This window comes from Massilia consociata (assembly GCF_042432755.1).
Taxonomy (GTDB): Bacteria; Pseudomonadota; Gammaproteobacteria; order Burkholderiales; family Burkholderiaceae_D; genus Telluria; species Telluria consociata.
Genome location: NZ_JBHLWP010000016.1, coordinates 205,933 through 230,253, shown reverse-complemented (window position 1 = coordinate 230,253; position 24,321 = coordinate 205,933). Strand labels below are relative to the sequence as shown.

Annotated in this window: 23 protein-coding genes; 9 read left to right on the top strand and 14 right to left on the bottom strand. The window is 66.2% G+C overall.

Annotation, left to right across the window (positions count from 1 at the left end; genetic code table 11):
- The first annotated feature begins 62 nt into the window (after positions 1-62).
- Positions 63-1,559 (top strand): aldehyde dehydrogenase, encoded by a 1,497-nt coding sequence (locus ACFFJK_RS18195; protein ID WP_379680999.1) that lies wholly within the window; start codon positions 63-65, stop codon positions 1,557-1,559.
- 413 nt (positions 1,560-1,972) lie between these two features.
- Here the strand turns inward: ACFFJK_RS18195 and ACFFJK_RS18190 are convergent, their stop codons facing one another.
- Complete coding sequence (locus ACFFJK_RS18190) at positions 1,973-3,538, bottom strand: response regulator (RefSeq protein WP_379680997.1); 1,566 nt, start codon at positions 3,536-3,538, stop codon at positions 1,973-1,975.
- Between the two features lie 179 nt (positions 3,539-3,717).
- Between ACFFJK_RS18190 and ACFFJK_RS18185 the strand changes: the two genes are divergently transcribed.
- Both ACFFJK_RS18185 and ACFFJK_RS18180 read left to right on the top strand, forming a co-directional pair.
- Positions 3,718-4,494 (top strand): DeoR/GlpR family DNA-binding transcription regulator, encoded by a 777-nt coding sequence (locus ACFFJK_RS18185; protein WP_379680996.1) that lies wholly within the window; start codon positions 3,718-3,720, stop codon positions 4,492-4,494.
- A complete protein-coding gene (locus ACFFJK_RS18180; RefSeq protein ID WP_379680995.1) occupies positions 4,491-5,651 on the top strand; it encodes an MFS transporter in 1,161 nt (386 codons plus the stop codon). Before ACFFJK_RS18185 ends, ACFFJK_RS18180 begins: the two co-directional genes overlap by 4 nt.
- Positions 5,652-5,707: 56 nt before the next feature.
- Here the strand turns inward: ACFFJK_RS18180 and thpR are convergent, their stop codons facing one another.
- The 8 genes from thpR to ACFFJK_RS18140 all read right to left on the bottom strand — a co-directional run bounded on the left by thpR (position 5,708) and on the right by ACFFJK_RS18140 (position 10,983).
- Positions 5,708-6,223, bottom strand: a complete 516-nt coding sequence (gene thpR / locus ACFFJK_RS18175) for an RNA 2',3'-cyclic phosphodiesterase (RefSeq protein WP_379680993.1) — start codon at positions 6,221-6,223, stop codon at positions 5,708-5,710.
- Between the two features lie 22 nt (positions 6,224-6,245).
- Positions 6,246-7,094, bottom strand: a complete 849-nt coding sequence (gene panB / locus ACFFJK_RS18170; protein ID WP_379680991.1) for a 3-methyl-2-oxobutanoate hydroxymethyltransferase — start codon at positions 7,092-7,094, stop codon at positions 6,246-6,248.
- Between the two features lie 77 nt (positions 7,095-7,171).
- On the bottom strand, positions 7,172-7,519 hold the full coding sequence (locus ACFFJK_RS18165; protein ID WP_379680990.1) for a DMT family protein: 348 nt from the start codon (positions 7,517-7,519) through the stop codon (positions 7,172-7,174).
- A gap of 2 nt (positions 7,520-7,521) precedes the next feature.
- Positions 7,522-7,995 (bottom strand): 2-amino-4-hydroxy-6-hydroxymethyldihydropteridine diphosphokinase, encoded by a 474-nt coding sequence (folK, locus tag ACFFJK_RS18160; protein WP_379680989.1) that lies wholly within the window; start codon positions 7,993-7,995, stop codon positions 7,522-7,524.
- Positions 7,992-9,383 (bottom strand): polynucleotide adenylyltransferase PcnB, encoded by a 1,392-nt coding sequence (pcnB, locus tag ACFFJK_RS18155; RefSeq protein WP_379680987.1) that lies wholly within the window; start codon positions 9,381-9,383, stop codon positions 7,992-7,994. The genes folK and pcnB overlap by 4 nt, the downstream gene beginning before the upstream one ends.
- Positions 9,376-10,050, bottom strand: coding sequence for an HAD family hydrolase (locus tag ACFFJK_RS18150; RefSeq protein WP_379680986.1), 675 nt, complete (start codon positions 10,048-10,050; stop codon positions 9,376-9,378). Before ACFFJK_RS18150 ends, pcnB begins: the two co-directional genes overlap by 8 nt.
- Positions 10,047-10,730 carry a DnaA regulatory inactivator Hda gene (hda, locus tag ACFFJK_RS18145; RefSeq protein WP_379680985.1) on the bottom strand — a complete coding sequence of 228 codons (684 nt, stop codon included), beginning with the start codon at positions 10,728-10,730 and terminating at the stop codon, positions 10,047-10,049. Before hda ends, ACFFJK_RS18150 begins: the two co-directional genes overlap by 4 nt.
- Positions 10,731-10,782: 52 nt before the next feature.
- Complete coding sequence (locus tag ACFFJK_RS18140; protein ID WP_379680984.1) at positions 10,783-10,983, bottom strand: hypothetical protein; 201 nt, start codon at positions 10,981-10,983, stop codon at positions 10,783-10,785.
- Between the two features lie 133 nt (positions 10,984-11,116).
- Here ACFFJK_RS18140 and purM point away from each other — a divergent pair, with 133 nt between their 5' ends.
- On the top strand, positions 11,117-12,160 hold the full coding sequence (purM, locus tag ACFFJK_RS18135) for a phosphoribosylformylglycinamidine cyclo-ligase (RefSeq protein WP_379680983.1): 1,044 nt from the start codon (positions 11,117-11,119) through the stop codon (positions 12,158-12,160).
- Positions 12,161-12,275: 115 nt separating this feature from the next.
- Here the strand turns inward: purM and ACFFJK_RS18130 are convergent, their stop codons facing one another.
- The 5 genes from ACFFJK_RS18130 to ACFFJK_RS18110 form a co-directional block, all read right to left on the bottom strand.
- Positions 12,276-14,315 carry an alpha/beta hydrolase family protein gene (locus tag ACFFJK_RS18130; RefSeq protein WP_379680982.1) on the bottom strand — a complete coding sequence of 680 codons (2,040 nt, stop codon included), beginning with the start codon at positions 14,313-14,315 and terminating at the stop codon, positions 12,276-12,278.
- A 173-nt stretch (positions 14,316-14,488) separates the two neighbouring features.
- Complete coding sequence (locus ACFFJK_RS18125) at positions 14,489-16,558, bottom strand: sodium:solute symporter family protein (RefSeq protein WP_379680981.1); 2,070 nt, start codon at positions 16,556-16,558, stop codon at positions 14,489-14,491.
- Entirely contained in the window at positions 16,555-16,863 is a 309-nt protein-coding gene (locus tag ACFFJK_RS18120; RefSeq protein ID WP_379680980.1) for a DUF4212 domain-containing protein, read from the bottom strand. The genes ACFFJK_RS18125 and ACFFJK_RS18120 overlap by 4 nt, the downstream gene beginning before the upstream one ends.
- Positions 16,841-18,466, bottom strand: a complete 1,626-nt coding sequence (locus tag ACFFJK_RS18115) for a sensor histidine kinase (RefSeq protein WP_379680979.1) — start codon at positions 18,464-18,466, stop codon at positions 16,841-16,843. The genes ACFFJK_RS18120 and ACFFJK_RS18115 overlap by 23 nt, the downstream gene beginning before the upstream one ends.
- Positions 18,463-19,179, bottom strand: coding sequence for a response regulator (locus tag ACFFJK_RS18110; protein WP_379680978.1), 717 nt, complete (start codon positions 19,177-19,179; stop codon positions 18,463-18,465). Before ACFFJK_RS18110 ends, ACFFJK_RS18115 begins: the two co-directional genes overlap by 4 nt.
- A 186-nt stretch (positions 19,180-19,365) precedes the next feature.
- On the opposite strand from ACFFJK_RS18110, the gene recA reads away from it, so the two are divergent.
- The 5 genes from recA (at position 19,366) to sucD (ending at position 24,112) form a co-directional block, all read left to right on the top strand.
- Entirely contained in the window at positions 19,366-20,448 is a 1,083-nt protein-coding gene (gene recA / locus ACFFJK_RS18105) for a recombinase RecA (RefSeq protein ID WP_379680977.1), read from the top strand.
- Positions 20,449-20,469: 21 nt separating this feature from the next.
- Positions 20,470-20,928, top strand: a complete 459-nt coding sequence (gene recX / locus ACFFJK_RS18100; RefSeq protein ID WP_379680976.1) for a recombination regulator RecX — start codon at positions 20,470-20,472, stop codon at positions 20,926-20,928.
- A gap of 462 nt (positions 20,929-21,390) precedes the next feature.
- Positions 21,391-21,966, top strand: a complete 576-nt coding sequence (locus tag ACFFJK_RS18095) for a DUF2889 domain-containing protein (protein ID WP_379680975.1) — start codon at positions 21,391-21,393, stop codon at positions 21,964-21,966.
- 76 nt (positions 21,967-22,042) lie between these two features.
- Positions 22,043-23,212: an ADP-forming succinate--CoA ligase subunit beta gene (gene sucC, locus ACFFJK_RS18090; RefSeq protein WP_379680974.1), complete on the top strand. Its 1,170-nt coding sequence runs from the start codon at positions 22,043-22,045 to the stop codon at positions 23,210-23,212.
- An 18-nt stretch (positions 23,213-23,230) separates the two neighbouring features.
- Positions 23,231-24,112 (top strand): succinate--CoA ligase subunit alpha, encoded by an 882-nt coding sequence (sucD, locus tag ACFFJK_RS18085; RefSeq protein ID WP_379680973.1) that lies wholly within the window; start codon positions 23,231-23,233, stop codon positions 24,110-24,112.
- Positions 24,113-24,321 lie beyond the last annotated feature (209 nt).

Genomic DNA, 24,321 nt, shown 5'->3' with positions numbered 1-24,321 from the left:
CCGTTGGATCAACTTTGCTAGTATTTGGCATCGAGTGTTGCTCAACAGGGAAGGAAACCGACATGTCCGCTACCGGCACCACCACATCTTGGCACGAACGGGCGTCGAGACTCGCCATCGACGGCCGTGCTTTCATTGGCGGATTGCGCGTCGAGGCGCGGTCCGGCGCCCGGTTCGACTGCATTTCCCCGGTCGACGGCCGCAAGCTGGCCGAGGTCGCGCGCTGCGACGCGGCCGACGCCGACGCGGCCGTCGTTGCCGCCCGCGCCGCCTTCGAGGACCGGCGCTGGGCCGGGATGGCGCCGGCCGAGCGCAAGCGCATCCTGATCCGCTTCGCCGACCTGATGCTGGCGCACCGCGACGAGCTGGCGCTGCTGGAAACGCTCGACATGGGCAAGCCGATCCGCTACAGCCAGAGCGTGGACGTGCAGCTGGCGCAAAATTGCATCCGCTGGTACGGCGAGGCGATCGACAAGATCTACGACCAGGTGGCGCCGACCGGCGAGGACAGCCTGGCCCTGGTTACGCGCGAGCCGGTCGGCGTGGTCGCGGCCGTCATCCCGTGGAACTACCCGATGCTGATGGCGGCCTGGAAGATCGGCCCGGCCTTAGCAAGCGGCAACAGCCTCATCCTCAAGCCGTCCGAGAAGGCGCCCTTGAGCTCGCTGCGCCTGGCCGAGCTGGCACTGGAGGCGGGCGTGCCGCCCGGCGTGTTCAACGTGCTGCCCGGTTACGGCAACGAGGCCGGCAGCGCGCTGGGCCTGCACATGGATGTCGATTGCATCGCCTTCACCGGCTCGACCCGGGTCGGCAAGCAGATCCTGCAGATGGCCGGCCAGTCGAACCTGAAGCGCGCCTGGACGGAACTGGGCGGCAAATCGGCCAACATCGTCTGCGCCGACTGCCCGGACCTGGACGCGGCGGTGGACAGTGCGATCGGTTCGATCTATTTCAACCAGGGCGAAAGCTGCAACGCGCCCTCGCGCCTGTTCGTCGAAGCTTCGATCAAGGATGCGTTTCTGGAAAAAGCGATGGCACAGGTAGCACGTTATGCGCCCGGCGACCCGCTCGACGAAGAAACGATCATGGGCGCCATCGTCGACCCGGTCCAGATGAAGACGGTGCTCGGCTATATCGAAGACGGCAAGCGCGAGGGTGCGCGCCTGCTCGCCGGCGGCAACGCGGCGCGCCGCGACAGCGGCGGCCTGTACGTCGAGCCGACGCTGTTCGACGGCGTCGATCCCGGGATGCGCATCGCGCGCGAGGAAATCTTCGGGCCGGTGCTGTCGGTGCTGTCCTTTACCGACCTGGACGAAGCGGTACGCCAGGCGAACGCCACCCCTTACGGGTTGGCCGCGGCCGTGTGGACGGCGGACATGAGCAAGGCAATCCGCACCGCCCGCGCCCTGCGCGCCGGTACGGTGCATGTCAACCAGTACGACAACGACGACATCACGGTGCCCTTCGGCGGTTATAAACAGTCGGGCAATGGGCGCGACAAGTCGCTGCATGCGTTCGACAAGTACACGGAACTGAAGACGACCTGGATCCGGATTTGATGCGCATATCCTGCGGGACGCCGTCATTCAGGACGGCGCTTCGGATCACGACGACAACGAACGCGAGGGCGGCAATGATGCCGGATGAGGGCGCGGTCGCGCGAGCACGCACACATGGCGCAGGATGCCGACGAAGACGATCAGCGAGACGCAGACGAAGACCCAAAAGCGCATCGAGGACATGCATCAACCCCCGGTCAGAACGCCATCTCGCGCAGGATGCGCGACGCATCCCGGTTCGCCCCCAGCACCGTCCCGTCGCGCATGTGGATCTGCAGCTGCGACTGCTCGTCGGCGCGCATCGACTCCACGAAATCAGGTTGACCAGCGCCGAGCGGCGGAGGCGGACAAAACGCGCCGGGTCGAGCTGGGCCTCGATTCCGGAATGAGGATGGGTGGCGCCGCTGCACGGGTTACGCGCAGGGCAGGGTGATCGTCAACCGCGTGCGGCCGTGGCCCGTGTCCATGTCTGCGCTGCCGCCCTGCACCTCGGCCATCAGGCGGATCGAATAGGTGCCGAGTCCGTGGCCGCCGAGCTTGCTCGACGGCGCGTACTTCTGGAAGAAGTGCGCGCGCGCCTGCAGCGGCACGTCGCCGGCGTTGTCGATCGTGACGTGCAGCTTGCCGTCGCCCGGCGCGATGCCCACGCTCACGTGGCTGCCGGGTGGCGAGGCCTCGACCGCGTTCTTCAGCACGTTGCCGAACATCGAGTAGCACAGCAGCGGCTCGCCCAGGCACATCACGTCCTCCGGCCGGTCGAACTTCACCGCGACGTCATTGCGGTCGAAAGCGAATTCGGCCTGCCGGCAGATCCGGGCCAGCATCTCGTCCAGGTCGAGGGCCTGCAGCGCCGGCTGGTAGGTGCCCTGCTCCATCTTGTAGACGTCGAGGGTGCGGTTGACCATCTCGAGCGCGTTACCGGCCGCGGTCTCGATCATGTGCGCGTGCTCGCGCTGGGCCTGGGTGAGCGGGCTGGCGAGCAGCGCCTGGCTGCCGTGCAGCGCCACCGTGATCGGGCTTTTCAGGTCGTGGCGGGTGATGCGCTCGACGTCCTCGCGCAGGCGCGCATTGTCGATCAGCAGTTCGTTCTGGTGCTTGATGTCCTGCATCGCGGTGGCCAGCAGCAGGTGCGCCGACAGGCGCGCCTTGAGGATGGTCGGGTCGGCCGGCTTGGACACGTAGTCCACCGCGCCCAGCCGCAGGCCGGCCACCACGTCTTCGGTGCCGTCGCGCGCCGACAGGAAGATGATCGGGATGTGGGCGGTCTTCGGGTTGGCCTTGAGCTGGCGGCAGGTCTCGAAGCCGTCCATGGCCGGCATCATGATGTCGAGCAGGATGAGGTCGACATGGAAGGCATCCGCGATCTCCAGCGCCTTCCTGCCGCTGATCGCGACCTTGATCGCGTAATCGTCCTTCAGCACCCCCGCCAGTACATCGATATTGGTCGGGATGTCGTCCACGATGAGCACCGTGGATTTCTTCACCCGTTCGCCGATCGGTGGCGTGAGGCCGATGACGTTCGATTCCGGCAGCGCCGCAGGCGCAAGCGTGGGCGCCGGCGCGGCCGCGCGCGCGAGCGGCCGGCCGGCGGCGGTGTCGGGCCGGACCCCGAGCATGCTCATGAACTTGCAGGCGAAGCTGTGCACCGTGAACGGCTTGATCATGTAGGCGTTCACGCCGGCCTGCAGCGCGGTGCGCACCGAAGCCGGGTTGGCCTCGGCGGTCAGCATCATGAACGGCGTGCCCGCGTAGCGGTGGTCGCTGCGCATCCACTTGAGCAGGTCGATGCCGCTCATCACCGGCATGCCCCAGTCCCCCACGACGACGTCGATCTGCTGCCTGCGCATCAGGTCCTGGGCGGTCTTGCCGTTATCTGCCTGGAACACGTTCAGGAAGCCGAGTTCGGCCAGCACCTGGCGCACGTGGGTGCGGATCAGGAGGTAATCGTCGACGATGAGGATGGCGGCGGACTTGTCCATGAAGTTGCTCTCACTTAGTAAATGAAAGTTTAGCAACTAATCAGTACGACGCCTACGTGCATATGGTCATTGTTGTATGCACCATAGCAAGATGAATGCGTTTTTATTCGTGTTTTTGCGTAAACTTGCGTGTTTTTGCCGGTTTGCGTAGACTGAAACCGATTCATCAGGGAGAACGCATGCAGCTTGCAGAAGAACGGCGCCAGGCGATCGTCGAGGTGGTCGAGCGCGAGGGGCGGGTACTGGCCGCCGAGCTGGCGCAGCGCCTCGCGACGTCCGACGACACCATCCGGCGCGACCTGCGCGACCTCGACGCCGCCGGACTGCTGCGCCGTGTCCACGGCGGCGCGGTGCGGCGCACCAGCCTGCCCAGCTTTGGCGAGCGCGCCGAAACCGACCTGGCGCGCAAGAGCGCGCTGGCGCAGGTACTGCGCGATTGCATCCACCCAGGCGATACGGTGTTGATCGATGCCGGATCCACGAACCTGGCGCTGGCGCGCCTGCTGGAAGACGGGCAGGCGGCCACGGTGGTCACCAACAGCCCGCAGCTGGCGCTGGCGCTGGGCGACTTGCGCCGCACGCGGGTCGTGCTGCTCGGCGGTACCTACCACGCCGCGCAAGGCGCGGTGATGGGCGCCCGGACGCTCGCCGAGCTGCGGCAGCTGCGCGCCGACCTGTGCATCGTCGGCATCTGCGCGCTCGATCCGCAGCGCGGCCTGGCAGCGCGCGACGCCGAAGAGGCGGCGCTCAAGGCCGCCATGCTGGCCGGCAGCGCACGCCGCGCGGCGGCGGTGCTCAACGAGCGCCTGTCCGACAGCGCGGCCTTCCTGTTCGGCCCCCTGGCGGAGCTCGACCACCTCGTGCTCGAAGCCGACGCCCCGAACGACACCATCGCCCGCCTGCGCCAGTCGCATGCGGGACTCGACATCCGATTCGCCGGAAAGGCACGCCCATGACCTGCCGTCCCGCGACCCGGACCGCCGCTTCGCTTTCGGATGCACGCTGGTCGATCTCGACCGTCTTCCTGCTCAACGGCGCCGGCATCGGCTTGTGGGCGGCGCACGTGCCGGTGGTGCAGGCGCGCATGGGCATCGACACCGCGATGCTCTCCATGGTCCTGCTCACCATCGCGGCCGGCGCCCTGCTGGCCATGCCCCTGATGGGCGGCTTCACCGCACGCTGGGGCACGCGCCGCATGACCATCGTGTCCGGATTCGCCTTCGCCGCGATGCTGGCCGTGGTCATGGGCGTGGGCGACCTGCGCCTGCTGTTCGCGGCCGCCTTCGTGTTCGGCATCAGCAATGGAGCGCTGGACGTGGCCATGAACGCCAACGCGAGCGAGGTCGAGACCGCGCGCGGCATCCCGACCATGTCTTCCTTCCACGGTTTCTTCAGCCTCGGCGGCCTGCTGGGCGCAGGGCTGGGCGGCGCCGTCATCGGGCAGGGCTGGGGCCAGGGCCAGGGGGCTTTCGTCATGGCCATCGTCACCGCCATTGCGCTGGCGGTGGCAAGCCCGCGCCTGATGGCCTTCGCGTCGACCCATGCACCGGGCAGCCACTTCGCGCTGCCGCGCGGCGCCGCGCTGAGCCTGGGGCTGCTGGCGCTGCTGTGCTTTGCGGTAGAGGGGGCATTGGTGGATTGGAGCGCGCTCCTGATGCAGGAACGCACGGGGGCCGCGCCGGCCACCGCCGCGCTCGCCTATTCGGCCTTTTCGATCGCCATGGCGGCCTGCCGCTTCGCCGGGGACCGCATGATCCTGCGCTTCGGCGCCATGCGCATCATGGTGTTGGGCGGGCTGGCGATGTTCGCGGGCCTGGCCACGGCGGTGCTGAGCACGCATTTCGTGCTGTCGGCCTGCGGTTTTGCCTTGATCGGCATCGGCGCGGCCAACGTGGTGCCGCTGCTGTTCGGCGCGGCCTCGCGCATTCCCGGCATGAGCGCCGGCGCCGGCGTGGCGGCGGTGGCCACCCTCGGCTACGGCGGCCTGCTGCTGGCGCCGCCGGTGCTGGGGTATATCGCGTCGCACGCGAGCATCATGGTGGCGCTGGGTGCGCTGTCGCTGTCGGGGATCGTGATTGCGCTGAGCGCGGGGGTGATCAAGCGCCGGGCGTAAGCGCAGCCGCTTCTGCAGGGTTGAACGCGCGGTCGGCGGAGCCGACCACCCTACGGTCAGGTGTAATTGCGTAGAACCGTGTACACGCCGTTTTTCGACTCCACCAGCGCATAGCCGCGCACATCCCACAGCACCGGCGGTCCCTCGAGGGGGACGGTGGCCCCGCTGGCGCGGCGCGCCATCGTCACATGCGGGCGGTAGGCGCGCGCCTCCGGCTGCAGGCCGAGCGCGACCAGGGCATCCGACAGGCGCCGGTGCAGCGCCAGCAGTCCGGGCGGCTGCGCCTGCGGCTCCAGCACCGCAATGCCGTTATGCCACAGGGCCGCGCGGCCCAGGTCGAGCCGGAAGGGTGTGAAGGGAACGGTAAAACCGTCGAGCAGCTCGGGCAGCCGCTCGCTCGGCAGGCCGCCGAGGAAGTGCAGCGTCACATGGAGCTTGTCGGGGTGGACCGGCGAGGCGCCCTTCGGCCAGGTCCAGGCGTCGCGCCATTCCCTGAGCAGGTGGCGCACCGCCGGATCGGGCCACAGGGCCAGGAACAGACGGGTGCTTGGGGGATTTGCCTGTTCGCTCATGTGCGCTCCGGGTGTGGTCAGTTCAGAAGCAGTGTTCCGGCGCCGGGAAGCTGCCGTCTTTTACTGCAATCACGTAGCTGGTGACCGCCGCATCGATGCTGGTCTGGCCTTCCATGAAGTTCTTCACGAAGCGCGCCTTGCGGCCCGGGAAGACGCCCAGCAGGTCGTGCATCACCAGCACCTGGCCCGAGCAGTCCGGGCCGGCGCCGATGCCGATGGTCGGAATGGTCAGCAGCTCGGTGACTTCCTTGCCGAGGGCCGCCGGAATCGCCTCCAGCACCACCAGCGAAGCACCGGCTTCCTGCAGCGCCAGGCCGTCGGCCTTCAGCTGCTCGGCCGCCGCATCGGTCTTGCCCTGCACCTTGAAGCCGCCGAAGGCGTGCACGAACTGCGGGGTCAAGCCGATGTGGGCGCACACCGGGATGCCGCGCTCGACCAGGAAGCGCACGGTCTCGGCCAGCCAGGCGCCGCCCTCGATCTTGACCATCTGCGCGCCGGCGCGCATCAGCGTGACCGCGTTGTTGTAGGCCTCGACCGGCGTGGTGTAGCTGCCGAAGGGCATGTCGGCCAGCACCAGCGCCAGCTTGTTGCCGCGCGCGACCGACGCCGTGTGGTAGGCGACATCAAGCACCGTCACCGGCAGGGTCGAGTCGTAGCCGGCGCAGACCATGCCCAGCGAATCGCCGATCAAGAGCACGTCCACGCCGCAGCGGTCCATCAGCGAGGCGAAGCTGGCGTCGTAGGCGGTCAGCATGGCGATCTTGTCGCCGGCCGCGCGCATGGCCAGCAGCGAGGGTGCGGTGACGGCCTTGCGGACGGGTTTCGGGGCATCGTTGGCGGCCGGATCCTGACCCTGCAGGTAAGCGCTCATGGAAATCCTTTTAAGACGGTCGTTCGGAAACGCGTAGTGTAATGCGGCCGCCGCAAATCTGCAGGCTGGATGCCGGATTAGCTACGGAAGATAAAGTACACCGCGCCGACCAGGCACAGCGCCGCCCACACATAGTCGAGCTTGAACGGCTGGTTCATGTAGAACATCGCGAAGGGCACGAACACGGTCAAGGTGATCGCTTCCTGCATGATCTTCAGTTGCGCGAGGCTGAATTGCGTATGGCCGATCCGGTTCGCCGGTACTTGCAGCAGGTACTCGAACAGGGCAATGCCCCAGCTGACGAACGCCGCGACGTACCAGGCGCGGTGGTTGAGGTTCTTCAGGTGGCCGTACCACGCGAAGGTCATGAAGATGTTCGACAGCACCAAGAGGCCGGCGGTCTGGAACCAGACGGGCAGGCCCATGCTCAGCCGATCTTCTCGACGGCCTGGCTGGCGACCAGCGGCAGATAGTCGCGCACCGGGCCGAGGCCGGGGATGACGAGGTCGGGGTTGACTTCGGCCAGCGGGGCCAGCACGAAGCCGCGCTCGTGCATGCGCGGGTGCGGCACGGTGAGCGACCCGGTGGCAATGACCTGGTCGCCGTACAGCAGCAGGTCGAGGTCGAGCGTGCGCGGGGCGTTGCGGTAGGGGCGTTCGCGGCCGTGCGCCAGTTCGATGTCCTGCAGCGCCGCCAGGAGCCGGTGCGGATCGAGCGCCGTGTCGATGCAGGCGACGGCATTGATGTAGTCGGGGCCTTTGGCGTCGACCGGCGCCGTGCGGTACAGGCCGGAGGTCTCCACCACCATCGTGCCCTCCAGCAGCGCCAGGCGGCGCAGCGCGTCGAGCACGTTGGCCTGCGCGTCGCCCAGGTTGGCGCCGATGCCGACGTAGGCGATCATTCTTCGCCGCCGCCCTGGGTCTGCGCTGCGGGCGTGCCTTCGCCACCGCCGCCGTTGCCGCGGCGCGGGCCGCGGCGCGGCGGACGCTTGCGCTTCTGTCCCGGTTCGCTGCCGCGGGTGTTCGCCGCCGCCAGCAGGGCTTCGCGCTCGCCGCCTTCGGCCGTGTAGAACGCGGTCCACCATTCGCCGACCTCGCCCGGCAGCTCGCCCGATTCGCAGCGCAGCAGCAGGAAGTCGTAGCCGGCGCGGAAGCGCGGGTGCTCGAGCAGCTTGTACGGGGCCTTGCCGGTGCGGCGCTCGAAGCGCGGCTGCATGGCCCAGATGTCGCGCATGTCGGTGGCGATGCGGCGCTGCAGGGCCAGATTCTCGGTCTGGGTGTCGAGCACGTCGTCGGCCGCCAGGTGCAGGGCAGGGATCGGCGCTTCGCCGGCGGCGCGGTAGGCATTCCACTTTTCCAGCACCTGGTGCCACAGGAGCGAGGCGAACAGGAAGCCGGGCGAGACGCCCTTGCCGGCTTTTACGCGTGCGTCGGTCGAATCCAGCGCCAGGGTGACGAACTTCATGCCGATCGGCTGCTCCAGCACGACGTCCAGCAGCGGCAGCAGGCCGTGGTGCAGGCCGGCCGAGCGCAGCTCCTTCAGGCAGGCCAGCGCGTGGCCCGACAGCAGGAGTTTGAGCATTTCGTCGAACACGCGGGCGGCCGGCACGTTGTCGATCAGCGGCGCCATCACGGGAATCGGTGCGCGCGTGGACGGCTCGATGGTGAAGCCGAGTTTCGCCGCGAAGCGCACCACGCGCAGCATGCGCACCGGGTCTTCGCGGTAGCGCGCTTCCGGCATGCCGATGATGCGCAAGGTCTTGGCGCGGATGTCCTCGATGCCGCCGTGGTAGTCGAGCACCGTCTGCGTGGCCGGATCGTAGTACATCGCGTTGATGGTGAAGTCGCGCCGCGCCGCGTCCTCGTGCTGGGGACCGAAGTTGTTGTCGCGCAGGACGCGGCCATGCTCGTCCTTCGGCGCGTTGTCGCTGCCGTTGCCGCGGAAGGTGGTCACTTCGAGCAGGTCCTGCCCGAACATGACGTGCACGATCTGGAAGCGGCGGCCGATGATGAAGGCGCGGCGGAACAGGCGTTTTACCTGCTCGGGCGTGGCGTCGGTGGCGATGTCGAAGTCTTTCGGCTTGACGCCCAGCAGCAGGTCGCGCACGGCGCCGCCGACGACAAAAGCCTTGAAGCCGGCTTCCTGCAGCGTCTGGGTGACCGTGATCGCATTGCGGGAGACGTTGCGCGGATCGATCTTGTGTTCTTCCGGCCCGAGGATGACGGGTTGGGTCGGGTCGCGGCCGTCATCCTTGACGCCCAGGATCTTGCGGATGAATTTCTTAATCATTGAACAGGTGAATGGTTGGCCAACCCTGCGATTGCGCGTGGGCGGCGAGCTTGGCGCTCGGGTTGGTGGCGACCGGGTGACTGACGATCGACAGCAGCGGCAGGTCGTTGTGCGAGTCGCTGTAGAAGTGGCAGCGCTCGAACGCGTCGAAGCGGGTGCCGAGGCGCTCCAGCCAGGCGTGCATGTGCGTGATCTTGCCCGGCCCGGAGGTCGGGGTGCCCGCCAGCCTGCCGGTCAGGTTGCCCGCGCCGTCATATTCCGGCATGGCGCCGATGTGGTGCTCGACGCCGAAGGCGGCCGCGATCGGCGCCGTGATGTAGTGGTTGGTGGCGGTGATGATCGCCACCAGGTCGCCGGCCTGCTGGTGCTCGCGCACCAGCCGCAAGGCCTGCGGCCTGATGGCCGGCGCGATCACCTCGGCCATGTACTGCGCGCGCATGGCGTCGAGCCGGGCGCGCGGGAAGCGCGCCAGGGTGCCGAGGGCGAACTCGAGGTACTCGACCGGGTCGAGCACGCCCGCCTGGTACTGGGCGAAGAATTCGTCGTTACGGCGGCGGAAGGCGGTTTCGTCCACCGCCTTGGTGCGGACCAGGAACTCGCCCCATTCGTAATCCGAATCGATCGGGATCAGGGTATGGTCGAGGTCGAACAGCGCAAGGTTTTTCATTCTTTGGTTTCCGACTGCTGGTTTTCTTGCAGCAACAAATCACGCAGCAGCGGCAGGGTGACCGGGCGCTGGGTCTCGAGCGAATACTGGTCGAGGGCGTCCAGCATCGTCGCCAGCGACCGCATGTCGCGCTTGAAGTGAGACAACAAATAGGGTAACACGCTGGCCGACAGCGTCAAACCGCGCGCCTCGGCGGCCTGGGTCAGCGCCGCGATCTTCTCGTCGTCCGACAGGCCCTTGATCTGGTACACCAGGCCCCATCCCATGCGCGTGCGCAGATCCTCGCGCACCCCCAGCACCGCCGGCGGCACCGGGCCGGTGCTGACCATGTAGGCGCCATGCTCGCGGGCCTGGTTGAACAGGGCGAAGGCGTCGATCTGGCGCTGCGGCGACAGGCGGTCGCAGTCATCCAGCAGATACAGGGTCACTTCCTCGTTGTGGACGAACTGGTCCGCCGGGGCGTCGGAGGGGATGTAACGCGAGGCCGGGCTGGCCGCCAGCGCCTGCAGCAGGTGGGTCTTGCCGGCGCCGGTGTCGCCCCACAGGTAGGCGAAATGCTCGCGCGAAGCACGCTGCGCGAACTGGTGCATCAGGTGCGCCAGTTCGGCATTCTCGCCAACCTGGAAGGTGTCGAGGCTGTGCGCCGGTTCGGCGCCTAAATCGAGCACCAGCTGTTTCATGGCGTCGGACTCATGCTGGATGGGTACAATGAGATGTCATATGCGTCAGGCATTATAGAAGCTGCTGCGCAGGTAGTGGGGACGGACGTGGCGGCAACCGACCATCGGCACCGCCAGCATCGAGGCCGCCGCTGGTCGCGGCGGTGAAGGGCGACAGGATCGGCCCCAGGGTGTACAACAACAGTGCCACCCCCAGCCAGAGCGCCAACCAGAATGTGGACTGTTTTTGCTCCGGAGCGAGGAAAAATGGCATGCCGTTATTGTTATATTCGCGGATTGATTAGAAAACGGCTGGCGGAAGGGCCGTTTTGCTAATGCTAAAATACTGGATTGACCGGTTTATTGGTCTGTCGCCTTCTATTTTACCGCCTCCGCTGCCAAATACCATGAGCCAACCATCTAATGTTTCCCTCTCCTACCGCGACGCCGGTGTCGACATCGACGCAGGCGACGCCCTGGTCGAAGCGATCAAGCCATTTGCCAAGCGCACCATGCGCGAAGGCGTCCTCGGCGGTATCGGCGGTTTCGGCGGGCTGTTCGAGATCAGCAAGAAGTACAAGGAACCGGTGCTGGTGTCGGGTACCGACGGCGTCGGCACCAAGCTGAAGCTGGCCTTCGAGCTGAACCGCCATGACACGGTGGGCATCGACCTGGTCGCCATGAGCGTGAACGACATCCTGGTGCAGGGCGCCGAGCCGCTGTTCTTCCTCGACTATTTTGCATGCGGCAAGCTGGACGTGCCGACCGCCACCGCTGTGGTCAAGGGCATCGCCCAGGGCTGCGAACAGTCCGGCTGCGCGCTGCTGGGCGGCGAGACCGCCGAGATGCCGGGCATGTACCCGGACGGCGAATACGACCTGGCCGGCTTCGCTGTCGGCGCAGTGGAAAAATCGCAGATCATCGACGGCAGCAAGATCACCCCGGGTGACGTGGTGCTGGGCCTGGCCTCGTCGGGCATCCATTCGAACGGCTACTCGCTGGTGCGCAAGATCATTTCGGTCGCCAAGCCGGACCTGGAAGCCGACTTCCACGGCCGCAAGCTGGCCGACGTCCTGATGGCGCCGACCCGCATCTACGTCAAGCCGCTGCTGGCGCTGATGGCTGCGATGGAAGTGAAGGGCCTGGTGCACATCACCGGCGGCGGCCTGGTCGAGAACATCCCGCGCGTGCTGCAGGATAACCTGACCGCCGTGCTGGACGCGCAGTCGTGGACCATGCCGCCGCTGTTCCAGTGGCTGCAGCAGCACGGCGGCGTGGCCGATGCCGAGATGCACCGCGTGTTCAACTGCGGCATCGGCATGACCGTGATCGTCTCGAAAGAGAACGCGGACGCCGCCATGGCCCAGCTGCAGGCGGCCGGCGAGACCGTGTACCGCATCGGTGAAATCCGCGCCCGCGAAGAAGGCCAGGTGCAGACCATCGTGCAGTAAGCGATCAGCGTTGCAAGTAAAACGGGCGCCGCGGCGCCCGTTTTTGTTGTTCGTCGGAGTAGGCGGAGGACCTGGACCCCGCCCGGGGCCCAGCTTGACGTGCACGCCAGAGTGGCTACTGCGCCGCGCCGGCGCCGATGTGCTTGTCCAGGAAGCGCTCGACCCGGCCCCAGAAGTCGACATGGGTCTTTGCCAGCGACCAGCTGTGGCCTTCTTCCGGGTACTCGACCCACTCGACGTGCTTGTTGGTTTTCATGACCGCGTCGCGGAATTGCGTGCCGTGGTTGATCGGCACGCGCTGGTCGACGCCGCCGTAGGCCAGCAGCACCGGCTGCGTGATGCGGCTTGCCTGCTGAATCGGCGAGGTGGCTTTGAGCTGGGCAGCATCCTTGACCCGATCGCCGACCCTTTCCGGCATGCCGTACGCCCTGAACTCGTCCGACATGTCGCTGCTGAAGTTCCAGCCATTGTTGTACAACAGGTTGATGTCGGTGACACCCACCCAGTTGACGCCGCACTTGTACAGGTCCGGGTCGTTCACCAGTCCCATCAGCGTGGCGTAGCCGCCGTAGCTGGCGCCCGCGATGCAGACACGGTTGGCGTCGGCGATGCCCTTGCCGGCGGCCCAGCGCACGCCGTCGGCGATATCGTTCTGCATCGCCAGGCCCCACTGCTTGAAGCCGGCCTTGAAGTGCTTGATGCCGAAACCCAGGCTGCCACGGAATTCCGGCTCGAGCACGACATAGCCGCGCGAGGCCAGGAACTGCGAATACGGGTTCCAGCCCCACGACGCACCGCGCACCCAGGGGCCGCCATGCACCAGTACCACCATCGGCAGGCCGGTGCGCTTGGTGCCGGGGGGCAGCGTCAGCAGCGCAGGGATTTCCAGGCCGTCGCGCGCCTTGTAGCGCACGAATTGCTGGCGCCCCATCTGCGCCGGATTGATCTTCGGCCGCACGTCGGCGATCTTGTTCAGCAGCTTCGTCTGGGTGTTGTAGAGCGAATAGGTACCCGGCATGGCGTCCGAATACGACCACACGAGCACCCAGGGCGATTCGGGCTGTGCCGGTACCGAGACCACGTTGATGGTGGCCGGCAGCAGCTTGTCCAGCGATGCCTGCACCTGTTGCATGCCCGGGTCGAACCACTCGTTCGATACCGCATCCGTGCGGAACCGTACGCCCAGCACCTTGTCGCGGTTGCTCACCAGGCTGCCGTCGAAATCGTAGCCCGCGGTGACCAGCACCGGTTCAGGGTTGATCTTGCCGGTGGCGGTGTCGAGGAGGTGGACCGAGGTCGTATCGCGCCCGCCGCTGCGCGCCCTCACGAACAGATTGCCGTCCGGTGCGAAGCCGATCGGCTCGAGGGCCTTGCTGCCGTCGTCGAAGGCCGGGAAGCTGGCCAGCACGCGCCAGGCATTGTTCGATGGCTCGCGGTAGTGCAGCGTGATGGTATCGCGCTCCAGCGTCATCGCCAGGCGCGGCTCGCCCTTGTGGTCGAGCTCCCAGCCGCGCACGTTGCCGGCAGGACGCGGCACGGGTTGCGTGGCGCCGGTCAGGGTATTCAGGCGCAGCAGGTCGACGCTGCGCACCTCGCCCGCGGTATCGAGATTCGCACTGGTGACATACACGTATTCCGAATCCTGCGCCCCTTCCTGGTCGAGCATGAACGTGTGCCAGGGCAGTATCTTGCGTGTGGAACGGGTGCCATGGGTAGCGCCATGGCCGGTGCGATCGGCCAGTTCCACGAACCGCTCGCCGTCGCGGTTCACGGCATACAGGCCGGGGGCGTAGCGGGTATTGCCCACGCCAACGCCCTTTTCGCGCGTGTTGAAGAGCAGGCGCTCGCTACTGATCCACTGGAAGTCGCCGATGTCCGCGTCGTTGTAGGAGGCGACGACCTTGCCGCTGTTGGTCTGCAAGTCGACCACCACCAGCGCGTCGCGCCTGCCGGGCGCTCCGGAGCGCGCGGCCAGGTAACGTGCGTCCGGCGACAGCTTGGCGTTGCTGATCGGGGAGCTGGAGAAGAAGCTGGCAATCGACGGCAGGGTAGCCGTGGCGGGTGCCGGAACCTGCGCTTGCGCGCCGGGCAGCGTGCATGCAAGGGCGGCGGCGAATGCGACGCTGCCCAGCGCACGGGGGAGAAATGACGTCATGTTGGCTCTAGAAAAAAAGTGCCGAAAAAGGCGCCCTAACAATAACAGCCCCGCCGCATTGGTAAAACCCTTTGCAGGCTGTCCGGCTCAACTCCATGCCGCACGCATATGCACTGTCGCGTGTTGGCATCCGATACGGCCGGACAAGTAGCTGAGAAGCCCCTGAGAAGCAGCTAAGGGCGGCCGGCAGGTTCCTGCTCCGGCGCCCGGATGTACTCGACCATGCCGGCGCTGGCGCTGTTCGGCGGCGCGCTCAGCAGGCTGCCCACGACCGTGGCCAGCAGGCCGGCGGGGATGCCGAACACCCCGGCCGCCAGCGGCTGGATGCCGAGCCAGGAGGCCTCGACGCTGCCTCCCAGCGCCGGGCTGGCGCGCAGCATGTACCACAGGCAGACGGCAAAGCCGGCCAGCATCCCGGAGATCGCGCCCACGTGGTTGGCGCGCTTCCAGAACACGCCCAGCACCAGCACCGGGAAGAGGGTGGAGCCGGCCAGCGAGAACGCGGCGCCGACCAGCGACAGGATGTCGGCCGGCCGCTGCGAGGCGGCGTAGGCCGCGATGAAGGCAACCGCCAGCAGCAGGAGCTTGGAGATCGTCACCCGCTTCTGGGTCGAGGCGCCCGGGTCGACCATCTTGTAATACACGTCGTGCGAGAGCGCATTCGAGATCGCCAGCAGCAGGCCGTCGGCCGTGGACAGCGCCGCCGCCAGGCCGCCCGCCGCCACCAGCCCGGAAATCACGTAGGGCAGCCCGCCGATCTCGGGCGTGGCCAACACCAGCACGTCGGCGTCGATGGCCAGCTCGGCCAGCTGCACGATGCCGTCGCCGTTGATGTCGGCTACCTTGACGAGGGGACTGACCTTGTCGACGTTGGCCCAGTACGAGATCCAGGTGGGGAGGTTGCTGAAGTCGCTGCCCACCAGCGAGGTGTAGATGTCGTACTTCGCCAGCACCGCCAGCGCGGGGATGGTCAGGTAGATCAGCAGGATGAAGAACAGGGTCCAGAACACCGACACGCGGGTCTCGTGCACCGAAGGCGTGGTGTAGGCGCGCATCAGGATGTGGGGCAGGGCGGCGGTGCCGAACATCAGGCAGAACACCACGGCCAGGAAGTTGTTGCGGCGCTTGTCCGAGTCTTCTTCGGTCGCCCCGGGGAAGGGGGTGGCGTGCGGCGCGGGCATGCGCGCGCGTGCCAGGTTGGCGTCGCGCAATTCAAGCCACAGCGCGCGTGCTTCGTCCGCGGAACCCGGATAGGTGTTGAGCGCGCGCTCGGCCTGGCGCACTTCGCCCAGCGAGGCATTGCGGGCGCGGACGGCGGCCAGTTCGCGCTGGGCCTCGAGCTTGCCGGCTTCCCACGATGCCGGCAGCGCGGCCAGGCGGGCATCGTATTCGTCGGCGCGGCGCCGGAACTCGGCGCGCACCTGTTGTTCGCGCGGGTCGTTCGCCAGCTGGGCTTCGCGCGCGGCCAGCTTGGGCAGCAGCGAGCCGTAGGCCACCTGCGGCACCGGATTGTCCGCGTGCTTGGCCGACAGCCAGATGGTCGGGATCAGGAAGGCCACCAACAGGATGATGTACTGCGCCACCTGGGTCCAGGTGATGCCGCGCATCCCGCCCAGGAACGAGCAGACCAGGATGGAGGCCAGGCCGAGGAAGATCCCGACCGAGAAATCGACGCCGGTGAAGCGCGAGGCGATCAGCCCGACCGCATAGATCTGTGCCACCACGTAGGTGAACGAGACCAGGATGGTGGCGCCCACCGCCAGTGCCCGCACCGGGCCGCCGCGCCCGCCCGCGCCGCCGCCGTAGCGCACCGCCAGGAAGTCGGGGATGGTGTACTGCCCGAACTTGCGCAGGTAGGGGGCGATGAGAAGGGCCACCAGCACAAAGCCGCCGGTCCAGCCCATGATGTAGGCCAGACCGTCGAATCCATACAGATACAGCCCGCCGGCCAGGCTGATGAAGCTGGCCGCCGAGATCCAGTCGGCCGCCGTCGCCATGCCGTTGAACAGCGCCGGCACGCGCCGCCCGGCCACGTAGTATTCGGTGACGTTCGAGGTGCGCGCGACCACGCCGATGGTGGCGTACAGCACGATGGTTGCGGCCATGAAGATGTAGCCGATCCACAGGCGCGGCATGCCTTCCTGCTCGAGCAGGTAGAGCGAGACCAGGAACAGCGCGAAGCAGGCTGTGTACCAGAGGTAGTAGCGCGATAGCTTGCGGAAGTAGGGTGGCTTGGCGCTCACGCTCGCGTCTCCGCGCCGGGATGCTCGCGGTCGAGGCGGCGCATGCGCCAGGCGTAGAAGCCGATGATCGCCAGCGACACCAGCGACGCTCCCTGCGCCGCCATGTAGAACGACAGGGGCCAGCCGAACAGCGTGAACTGCGAGAGCTCGCGCGCGAAGGCCACGGTGCCGAAGCCGACGACGAGCCAGAGCGACACCAGGACGAGGGTCATGCGGCGGGTGCGCTCCCAGTGCGCGCGGCGCATGTCGGTGCGGGCCGCTTCGTGCGGGAGAGGGGACGGGTCATTCTGCATCGGCGAGGTCATGGACGGGTGGCGGGAAGGTCAGCCGGAACAGGCTGCCGGGGTACTTGGACGCATGGCTGCGCGGGTTGTTGAAGATGTCGATCTCGGCGCCGTGCTGCTGCGCGATCTCGCGCACGATCGCCAGCCCCAGGCCGCTGCCCTGGACGTTGGTGCCCAGGATGCGGTAGAAGCGCTCGAACACGTGGACGCGCTCGCTTGGTGCGATGCCGGGGCCGGTATCCTCGACTTCCAGCAGCGCGTGCTCGCCGTCGCGCCGCACGCGCACCGTGACGCTGCCGCCCTGCGGCGTGTAGCGCAGCGCGTTGTCGATCAGGTTCGACAGCAGCTCGCGCAGCATCAGGGCGTTGCCGGCAATGACCAGCGGTTCGTCCTGCGGCTCGAATCCGAGGTCGATGCGGTGCGTGAACGAGGCCTGCACCCAGTCCTGCACGGTGGCGCGCGCCAGCTGCGCCAGGTCGATCTCCTCGAACGCCAGGCCGGCGTGCGGCTGGTTCTCGGCGCGCGCCAGCGCCAGCAGCTGGTTGACCAGGCGCGTGGCCGATTCCGAGCTCTTGGCCAGCTGTTCGAGCGAGCGGTGGATCTCGTCCGGATCGACCTGGCGCAGGGCCAGCTCGGACTGCATGCGCATGCCGGCCAGCGGCGTCTTCATCTGGTGCGCGGCGTCGGCGATGAAGCGCTTCTGCATCTCGACGGTCTGCGCCAGCCGCTCGAGCATGTCGTTGAACGAGCCGACCAGCGGCGAGATCTCTTCCGGCACCTGGCGCGGGTCGATCGGCGACAGGTCGTCCTGGGGACGGGCGCGGATGCGTTGCTGCAGCTCGGCCAGCGGACTCAGGCCGCGCGACAGGGCGAACCAGACCAGGGCCAGGATCACCGGCAGGATGATGAACTGGGGCAGGATCACGCCCTTGATGATCTCGTTGGCCAGGTGGGCGCGCTTGTCGAGGGTCTCTGCGACCTGGACCAGGGCCAGGCCGGGGGCCGTAGCGGTCGCACCGCCGGCGGCCGGGCCGCGCTCCGGCACGGGATCAAGGTTCACATAGGAGTAGGCGACGCGCACCGGGGTGCCATGGATGCTGTCGTTGCGGAAGGCCACGGCGCCGCTGCGTGCGCGCTCGTCGGTGCCGGCGGCGTCGGCGTCGCGCGGGCGCGGCAGGTCGCGGTCGCCGTCGAGGTGCCCGCCGTCCGGCCCGCTGATCTGGAAGTACACGCTGTCCACGTCGTCGGCGCGCAGGATGTCGCGCGCGCTGCCGGGCAGCTGCACCACCGGCTGGCCGGACACCGTGCGGATCTGTTGCGACAGCACCGTGACGCGGTCTTCCAGCGCATCGTCGAAGGGCTGGTTGGCGATCGACTTGGCCACCAGGTAGGTGATCGCGATGCTCATCGGCCACAGCAGCAGCAGCGGGGCCAGCATCCAATCGAGGATCTCGCCGAACAGCGAGTGCTGGATGTTCTCGTCCGGCTCGGGGTTGGGCGGAACGTAAGGCTCGGACTGCGCGGGGTCGGGCTGCGGGGACGCGCGCTGCGCGGGTTCGTTGCGTGGCGCCGCGGCCGGCCCGGGTTCGGCCGGCCCGGCGGCGCCGGCGGCGCGGCCGTTCACCTGTTCCCGGCGGGGGCGGCCTGCTTCGGTGCGCCGTTCGCCGGCTCGGCAAATTTTTCGAGGCAGTAGCCCAGGCCGCGCACGGTGGCGATGCGCACGCCGCCGATCTCGATCTTCTTGCGCAGGCGGTGCACGTAGACCTCGATGGCGTTGTTCGAGACTTCCTCGCCCCATTCGCACAGGTGGTCGACCAGCTGTTCCTTGGAGACGAGACGGCCGGTGCGGGCCAGCAGCACCTCCAGCAGGCCCAGCTCGCGTGCGGAAAGATCGAGCATCTGGTCGTTGATGTAGGCGCTGCGGCCGACCTGGTCGTATACCAGCGGGCCGTGGCGCACGACGGTGGAGCCGCCGCCGGCGCCGCGGCGGGTGAGGGCACGTACCCGCGCCTCCAGCTCCGACAGGGCGAACGGCTTGGCCATGTAGTCGTCGGCGCCGAGGTCGAGGCCCTCGACGCGCTGCTCGACCGAATCGGCCGCGGTGAGGATCAGCACCGGCAGCAGCGAGGCGCGCGCGCGCAGGCGGCGCAGCACCTCCAGCCCGGACAGCTTGGGCAGGCCGAGGTCGAGGATCAGGAGGTCGAACTCCTGGGTGGACAGGGCCGTGTCGGCATCCTGGCCGTTCTTGACGCAATCGATGGCATAACCGGACTGGCGCAGCGACCGGGTTAATCCATCGGCAAGTACGCTATCATCTTCGGCGAGCAGAATTCGCATGGGGGCACCTTCAGGAAATACATTAGACCGTTGTCAGGCCCTTATTGTGTTTGATTTATCGCAACAATGCGAGCCTACCACAACGCCATTTTTCGCTTGCCAAAACCACTGGATTTTTATACAGTAGTGACCTTGATTTGCGTGGTAGCGCCCCTACCTTGCCTACTCCACAGCTGAAAGTACACCATGGACGACAAAAAACTCGCAGTAAACGCCTCGGAAAAAGGCAAAGCGCTGGCAGCCGCCCTGGCGCAGATTGAAAAGCAGTTCGGCAAGGGCTCGGTCATGCGCATGGATTCCAACATGCCGGTCGAGGAAGTGCAGACTGTTTCCACCGGCTCGCTGGGCCTGGACATCGCGCTCGGCGTCGGTGGCCTGCCGCGCGGCCGTATCGTTGAAATCTACGGTCCGGAGTCGTCGGGTAAAACCACCCTGACGCTGCAGACCATCGCCCAGATGCAAAAACTGGGCGGCACCTGCGCCTTCATCGACGCCGAGCACGCGCTCGACGTGGGCTACGCGCAAAAGCTGGGCATCAAGCTGGACGAACTGCTGATCTCGCAGCCGGACACTGGTGAACAGGCCCTCGAAATCACCGACGCACTGGTGCGTTCGGGCTCGGTCGACCTCGTGGTCATCGACTCGGTGGCGGCACTGACCCCGCGCGCCGAGATCGAAGGCGACATGGGCGACTCGCTCCCGGGCCTGCAGGCGCGACTGATGTCGCAGGCGCTGCGCAAGCTCACCGCCTCGATCAACCGCACCAACACCCTGGTCATCTTCATCAACCAGATCCGCATGAAGATCGGCGTGATGTTCGGCAGCCCGGAAACCACGACCGGCGGTAACGCGCTGAAGTTCTACGCCTCCGTGCGTATGGATATCCGCCGTACCGGTTCGATCAAGTCGGGTGACGAAGTGATTGGTAACGAAACCAAGGTCAAGGTCGTCAAGAACAAGATCGCGCCGCCGTTCAAGGAAGCCCACTTCGACATCCTGTACGGAGAAGGCACCTCGCGCGAAGGCGAAATCCTGGACCTGGGCGCCGACAACAAGATCGTCGAGAAGTCGGGTTCGTGGTACAGCTATAACGGCGAACGCATTGGCCAGGGCAAGGACAACGCCCGCATGTTCCTGAAAGAGCGTCCGGCACTGGCACGCGAGATCGAGAACAAGGTCCGTGCTGCGCTGGGCGTGCGCGAGCTGCCGCCAGTCCTCGCTGCTGTTGAAGACAGCGGCAAGGACAAGCTGAAGGCAGTCGGCGAGTAATCGCTGAACTTGTAGCTGCCTATGCCTGCACCCCAGCTGAGCCTGAAAGCGCGCGCGCTGCGCTACCTGTCGCTGCGCGAGCACAGCCGGCTCGAGCTGGGGCGCAAGCTGGCCCGTTATGCCGAGGAGGGCGATGACGTGGAAGCCCTCCTGGATTTCCTTGAGAAAAACAACTGGCTGTCGCAGGAACGTTTTGCCGAATCCCTGATTCACCGGAAGGCGGGACGTTTCGGTAACAGTCGCGTGATGGCCGAGCTGCAAAGCCACGGCCTGAACGGTGAAGCGCTGGCCGAGATCAAAGCTTCGCTCGCCGACAGCGAAACGGCGCGCGCCATCGAAGTCTGGCGCCGCAAGTTCGGTACCGTCGCCGCCGATGCGGCCGAGCGGGCCAAGCAGATGCGCTTCCTGCTGCAGCGTGGATTCTCCCAACGCGCTGCACGGACCGCAATGCAGGGCGCTCCCGACGACGACGAGCTGTAGCAGTCCTGGCCCCAGGCCTGCTGCAATGACGGACGAGCCTGGCATCAGGCATGTCCTGACGATATGACAGGCGTGGCCGCAAGCTTGCCGTATCACCCCCGCCCACCACATCGCGCTTTCATAACGGAAGCGTTGCTCCGGCGCCAGCGCGGAGCGTCATCCCCGATATGCCTTTGGCATATTCCTCAACGGGTGATGGCGCTGCGCGCTGGCGCTGTCCGTTAACGGACGTCCACAGGCGGTCCAACCACTTGCAACATTGGCCAGCCAGCAAGAAAGCCTGGCGTTGTCGTTTCCAAACGGCAAAATCCCCTCTGTTGCAGTGCAACCGCCAACGCGCTGTGCTAAACTTTCACGGTTTAAGCAGCGCCGCATGAGCGGTTGTTGTCGTAGAAGCTACGGCAACGTGCATGAAGCACACTGGCTGCACCACTAACCGCCGCGCAAGCGGCATTGGTTTTTATGCCCCTGTCTCCTCCCGTATCGCGCTCGCTCCGGCATACGCGCGCCATTACCGTCGAAGCGTACGCGCGCGACGATGGCCTGTGGGATCTGGACGCCAGTATCCGCGACGTCAAAACCCGTGACATCCCGCTCGCCTCCGGCACCCGTCCGGGCGGCATGCCTGTGCACGACCTCAAACTGCGCGTCACCATCGATCGCAACCTGACCATCGTGGACGCTGAAGCCGCTTCCGATGCCGTTCCGTATCCCGGTTTTTGTGAGACGATTGGCCCTGCCTACAAAAAGCTGGTCGGCCTGTCGCTGATGAACCACTTCCGGCTGCACCTGAAAGACCGCCTCTCCGGCGTGCTCGGCTGCACCCACCTGACCGAATTGGCCCAGGTGCTGCCTACCGCAGCGCTGCAGGCCTTCGCCGACGACGTCTTCGACGATCGCGGCGCCGCCGACGCAAATCCTAGCAAAAGCGCGGCCGAACGGCCCTTCGAGCTCGACCGTTGCCATGCTCTGCGCAGCGACGGACCGGCCGTGGCCACCTACTACCCCCGCTGGTCGATCAAAGCCGTGTCGGGTTAGGATGCGATGTTTTGTCAATTTTGTAGTTCAACCGTATTTCCAAATCAGTATTTAATATAGAAGAAGGGAAGCCAGCATGAAAATCCATGAGTATCAGGGCAAAGAGATCCTCCGAAAGTTCGGAGTGACCGTTCCGCGCGGCATTCCGTGCATGTCGGTGGACGAAGCGGTCAAGGCCGCTGAAGAGCTGGGCGGCCCGGTGTGGGTCGTCAAGGCGCAGATCCACGCAGGCGGCCGCGGCAAGGGCGGCGGCGTGAAGGTTGCCAAGTCGCTGGAACAGGTCAAGGAATACGCCGACCAGATCATGGGCATGCAGCTGGTGACCCACCAGACCGGCCCGGAAGGCCAGAAAGTCCGCCGCCTGCTGATCGAAGAAGGCGCCGACATCAAGAAGGAACTGTACGTTTCCCTGGTGACCGACCGCGTAACCCAGAAGGTCGTGCTGATGGCCTCGTCGGAAGGCGGCATGGACATCGAAGAAGTCGCGCACACCAACCCGGAAAAGATCCACAACGTCGTGATCGAACCGTCGGTCGGCCTGACCGATGAGCAGGCCGACGACGTCGCCCGCAAGATCGGCGTGCCGGAAGAGTCGGTCGTCGACGCCCGCACCAACCTGCAAGGCCTGTACAAGGCATACTGGGAAACCGACGCCTCGCTGGCCGAAATCAACCCGCTGATCCTGACCGGTTCGGGCAAGGTCATCGCCCTGGACGCGAAGTTCAACTTCGACTCGAACGCCCTGTTCCGTCACCCGGAAATCGTCGCCTACCGCGACCTGGACGAAGAAGATCCGGCTGAAGTCGAAGCATCGAAGTTCGACCTGGCGTACATCTCGCTCGACGGCAACATCGGCTGCCTGGTGAACGGCGCCGGCCTGGCCATGGCCACCATGGACACCATCAAGCTGTTCGGCGGCGAGCCGGCCAACTTCCTGGACGTGGGCGGCGGTGCAACCGCAGAAAAGGTCACCGAAGCATTCAAGATCATGCTGAAGAACCCGGGCCTGAAGGCCATCCTGGTCAACATCTTCGGTGGCATCATGCGCTGCGACGTGATCGCCGAAGGCGTGATCACCGCATCGAAGGCTGTGTCGTTGCAGGTGCCGCTGGTCGTCCGCATGAAGGGCACCAACGAAGACCTGGGCAAGAAGATGCTGGCCGATTCGGGCCTGCCGATCATCTCCGCAGACACCATGGAAGACGCAGCGAAGCAGGTCGTTGCCGCTGCCGCTGGCCAAGCCTAATTCGCGAAGGAAATAAAAATGTCGATTCTGATCAACAAAGATACCAAAGTCATCACCCAAGGTATTACCGGCAAGACCGGTCAATTCCACACCCGCATGTGCCGCGACTACGCGAACGGCCGTGAAGCCTTCGTGGCCGGCGTAAACCCGAAGAAGGCCGGCGAAGATTTCGAAGGCATTCCAATCTACGCTTCGGTCAAGGAAGCCAAGGCCGAAACCGGCGCCACCGTCTCGGTGATCTACGTTCCGCCGGCAGGCGCCGCCGCCGCGATCTGGGAAGCCGTCGAAGCCGAGCTCGACTTGGCAATCTGCATCACCGAAGGCATCCCGGTCCGTGACATGATGGAAGTCAAGGATCGCATGGCCAAGGCCGGTTCGAAGACCCTGCTGCTGGGTCCGAACTGCCCGGGCCTGATCACCCCGGACGAGATCAAGATCGGCATCATGCCGGGTCACATCCACAAGAAGGGCCGTATCGGCGTCGTGTCGCGTTCGGGCACCCTGACCTATGAAGCAGTCGGCCAGCTGACCGCACTGGGCCTGGGCCAGTCGTCGGCAGTCGGCATCGGTGGCGACCCGATCAATGGTCTGAAGCACATCGACGTGATGCGCATGTTCAACGACGATCCGGACACCGACGCTGTCATCATGATCGGCGAGATCGGCGGCCCGGACGAGGCGAACGCTGCTCACTGGATCAAGGACAACATGAAGAAGCCGGTCGTCGGCTTCATCGCTGGCGTCACCGCGCCTCCGGGCAAGCGCATGGGCCACGCCGGCGCGCTGATCTCGGGCGGCGCCGACACCGCGCAAGCCAAGCTGGAAATCATGGAAGCTTGCGGTATTACCGTCACCAAGAACCCGTCGGAAATGGCGCGCCTGCTGAAGGCCATGCTGTAATCCGGCGATCTTCTTTTAGGTCGACGAAAACGGGGAGCGCGAGCTCCCCGTTTTTTTGTGCCCAGCTAATAAGAATGTGAAGAGTGTGCCGACTTCGAGTACCGGCACCTACGCACCGATGTTTCTTTCCGCGCCCTTGAGACCGTCATGCGCGCCACTGGCGCCCATGACTCCGGCGCAGGCCGGGATCCAATTCCTCGGACCAGTGT

Bases quoted from the DNA above. Each gene is read 5' to 3' on its own strand.
- ACFFJK_RS18195 (WP_379680999.1), top strand. From the start codon at position 63: ATGTCCGCTACCGGCACCACCACATCTTGGCACGAACGGGCGTCGAGA.
- ACFFJK_RS18190 (WP_379680997.1), bottom strand. From the start codon at position 3,538: ATGGACAAGTCCGCCGCCATCCTCATCGTCGACGATTACCTCCTGATC.
- ACFFJK_RS18185 (WP_379680996.1), top strand. From the start codon at position 3,718: ATGCAGCTTGCAGAAGAACGGCGCCAGGCGATCGTCGAGGTGGTCGAG.
- ACFFJK_RS18180 (WP_379680995.1), top strand. From the start codon at position 4,491: ATGACCTGCCGTCCCGCGACCCGGACCGCCGCTTCGCTTTCGGATGCA.
- thpR (WP_379680993.1), bottom strand. From the start codon at position 6,223: ATGAGCGAACAGGCAAATCCCCCAAGCACCCGTCTGTTCCTGGCCCTG.
- panB (WP_379680991.1), bottom strand. From the start codon at position 7,094: ATGAGCGCTTACCTGCAGGGTCAGGATCCGGCCGCCAACGATGCCCCG.
- ACFFJK_RS18165 (WP_379680990.1), bottom strand. From the start codon at position 7,519: ATGGGCCTGCCCGTCTGGTTCCAGACCGCCGGCCTCTTGGTGCTGTCG.
- folK (WP_379680989.1), bottom strand. From the start codon at position 7,995: ATGATCGCCTACGTCGGCATCGGCGCCAACCTGGGCGACGCGCAGGCC.
- pcnB (WP_379680987.1), bottom strand. From the start codon at position 9,383: ATGATTAAGAAATTCATCCGCAAGATCCTGGGCGTCAAGGATGACGGC.
- ACFFJK_RS18150 (WP_379680986.1), bottom strand. From the start codon at position 10,050: ATGAAAAACCTTGCGCTGTTCGACCTCGACCATACCCTGATCCCGATC.
- hda (WP_379680985.1), bottom strand. From the start codon at position 10,730: ATGAAACAGCTGGTGCTCGATTTAGGCGCCGAACCGGCGCACAGCCTC.
- ACFFJK_RS18140 (WP_379680984.1), bottom strand. From the start codon at position 10,983: ATGCCATTTTTCCTCGCTCCGGAGCAAAAACAGTCCACATTCTGGTTG.
- purM (WP_379680983.1), top strand. From the start codon at position 11,117: ATGAGCCAACCATCTAATGTTTCCCTCTCCTACCGCGACGCCGGTGTC.
- ACFFJK_RS18130 (WP_379680982.1), bottom strand. From the start codon at position 14,315: ATGACGTCATTTCTCCCCCGTGCGCTGGGCAGCGTCGCATTCGCCGCC.
- ACFFJK_RS18120 (WP_379680980.1), bottom strand. From the start codon at position 16,863: ATGACCTCGCCGATGCAGAATGACCCGTCCCCTCTCCCGCACGAAGCG.
- ACFFJK_RS18110 (WP_379680978.1), bottom strand. From the start codon at position 19,179: ATGCGAATTCTGCTCGCCGAAGATGATAGCGTACTTGCCGATGGATTA.
- recA (WP_379680977.1), top strand. From the start codon at position 19,366: ATGGACGACAAAAAACTCGCAGTAAACGCCTCGGAAAAAGGCAAAGCG.
- recX (WP_379680976.1), top strand. From the start codon at position 20,470: ATGCCTGCACCCCAGCTGAGCCTGAAAGCGCGCGCGCTGCGCTACCTG.
- ACFFJK_RS18095 (WP_379680975.1), top strand. From the start codon at position 21,391: ATGCCCCTGTCTCCTCCCGTATCGCGCTCGCTCCGGCATACGCGCGCC.
- sucC (WP_379680974.1), top strand. From the start codon at position 22,043: ATGAAAATCCATGAGTATCAGGGCAAAGAGATCCTCCGAAAGTTCGGA.
- sucD (WP_379680973.1), top strand. From the start codon at position 23,231: ATGTCGATTCTGATCAACAAAGATACCAAAGTCATCACCCAAGGTATT.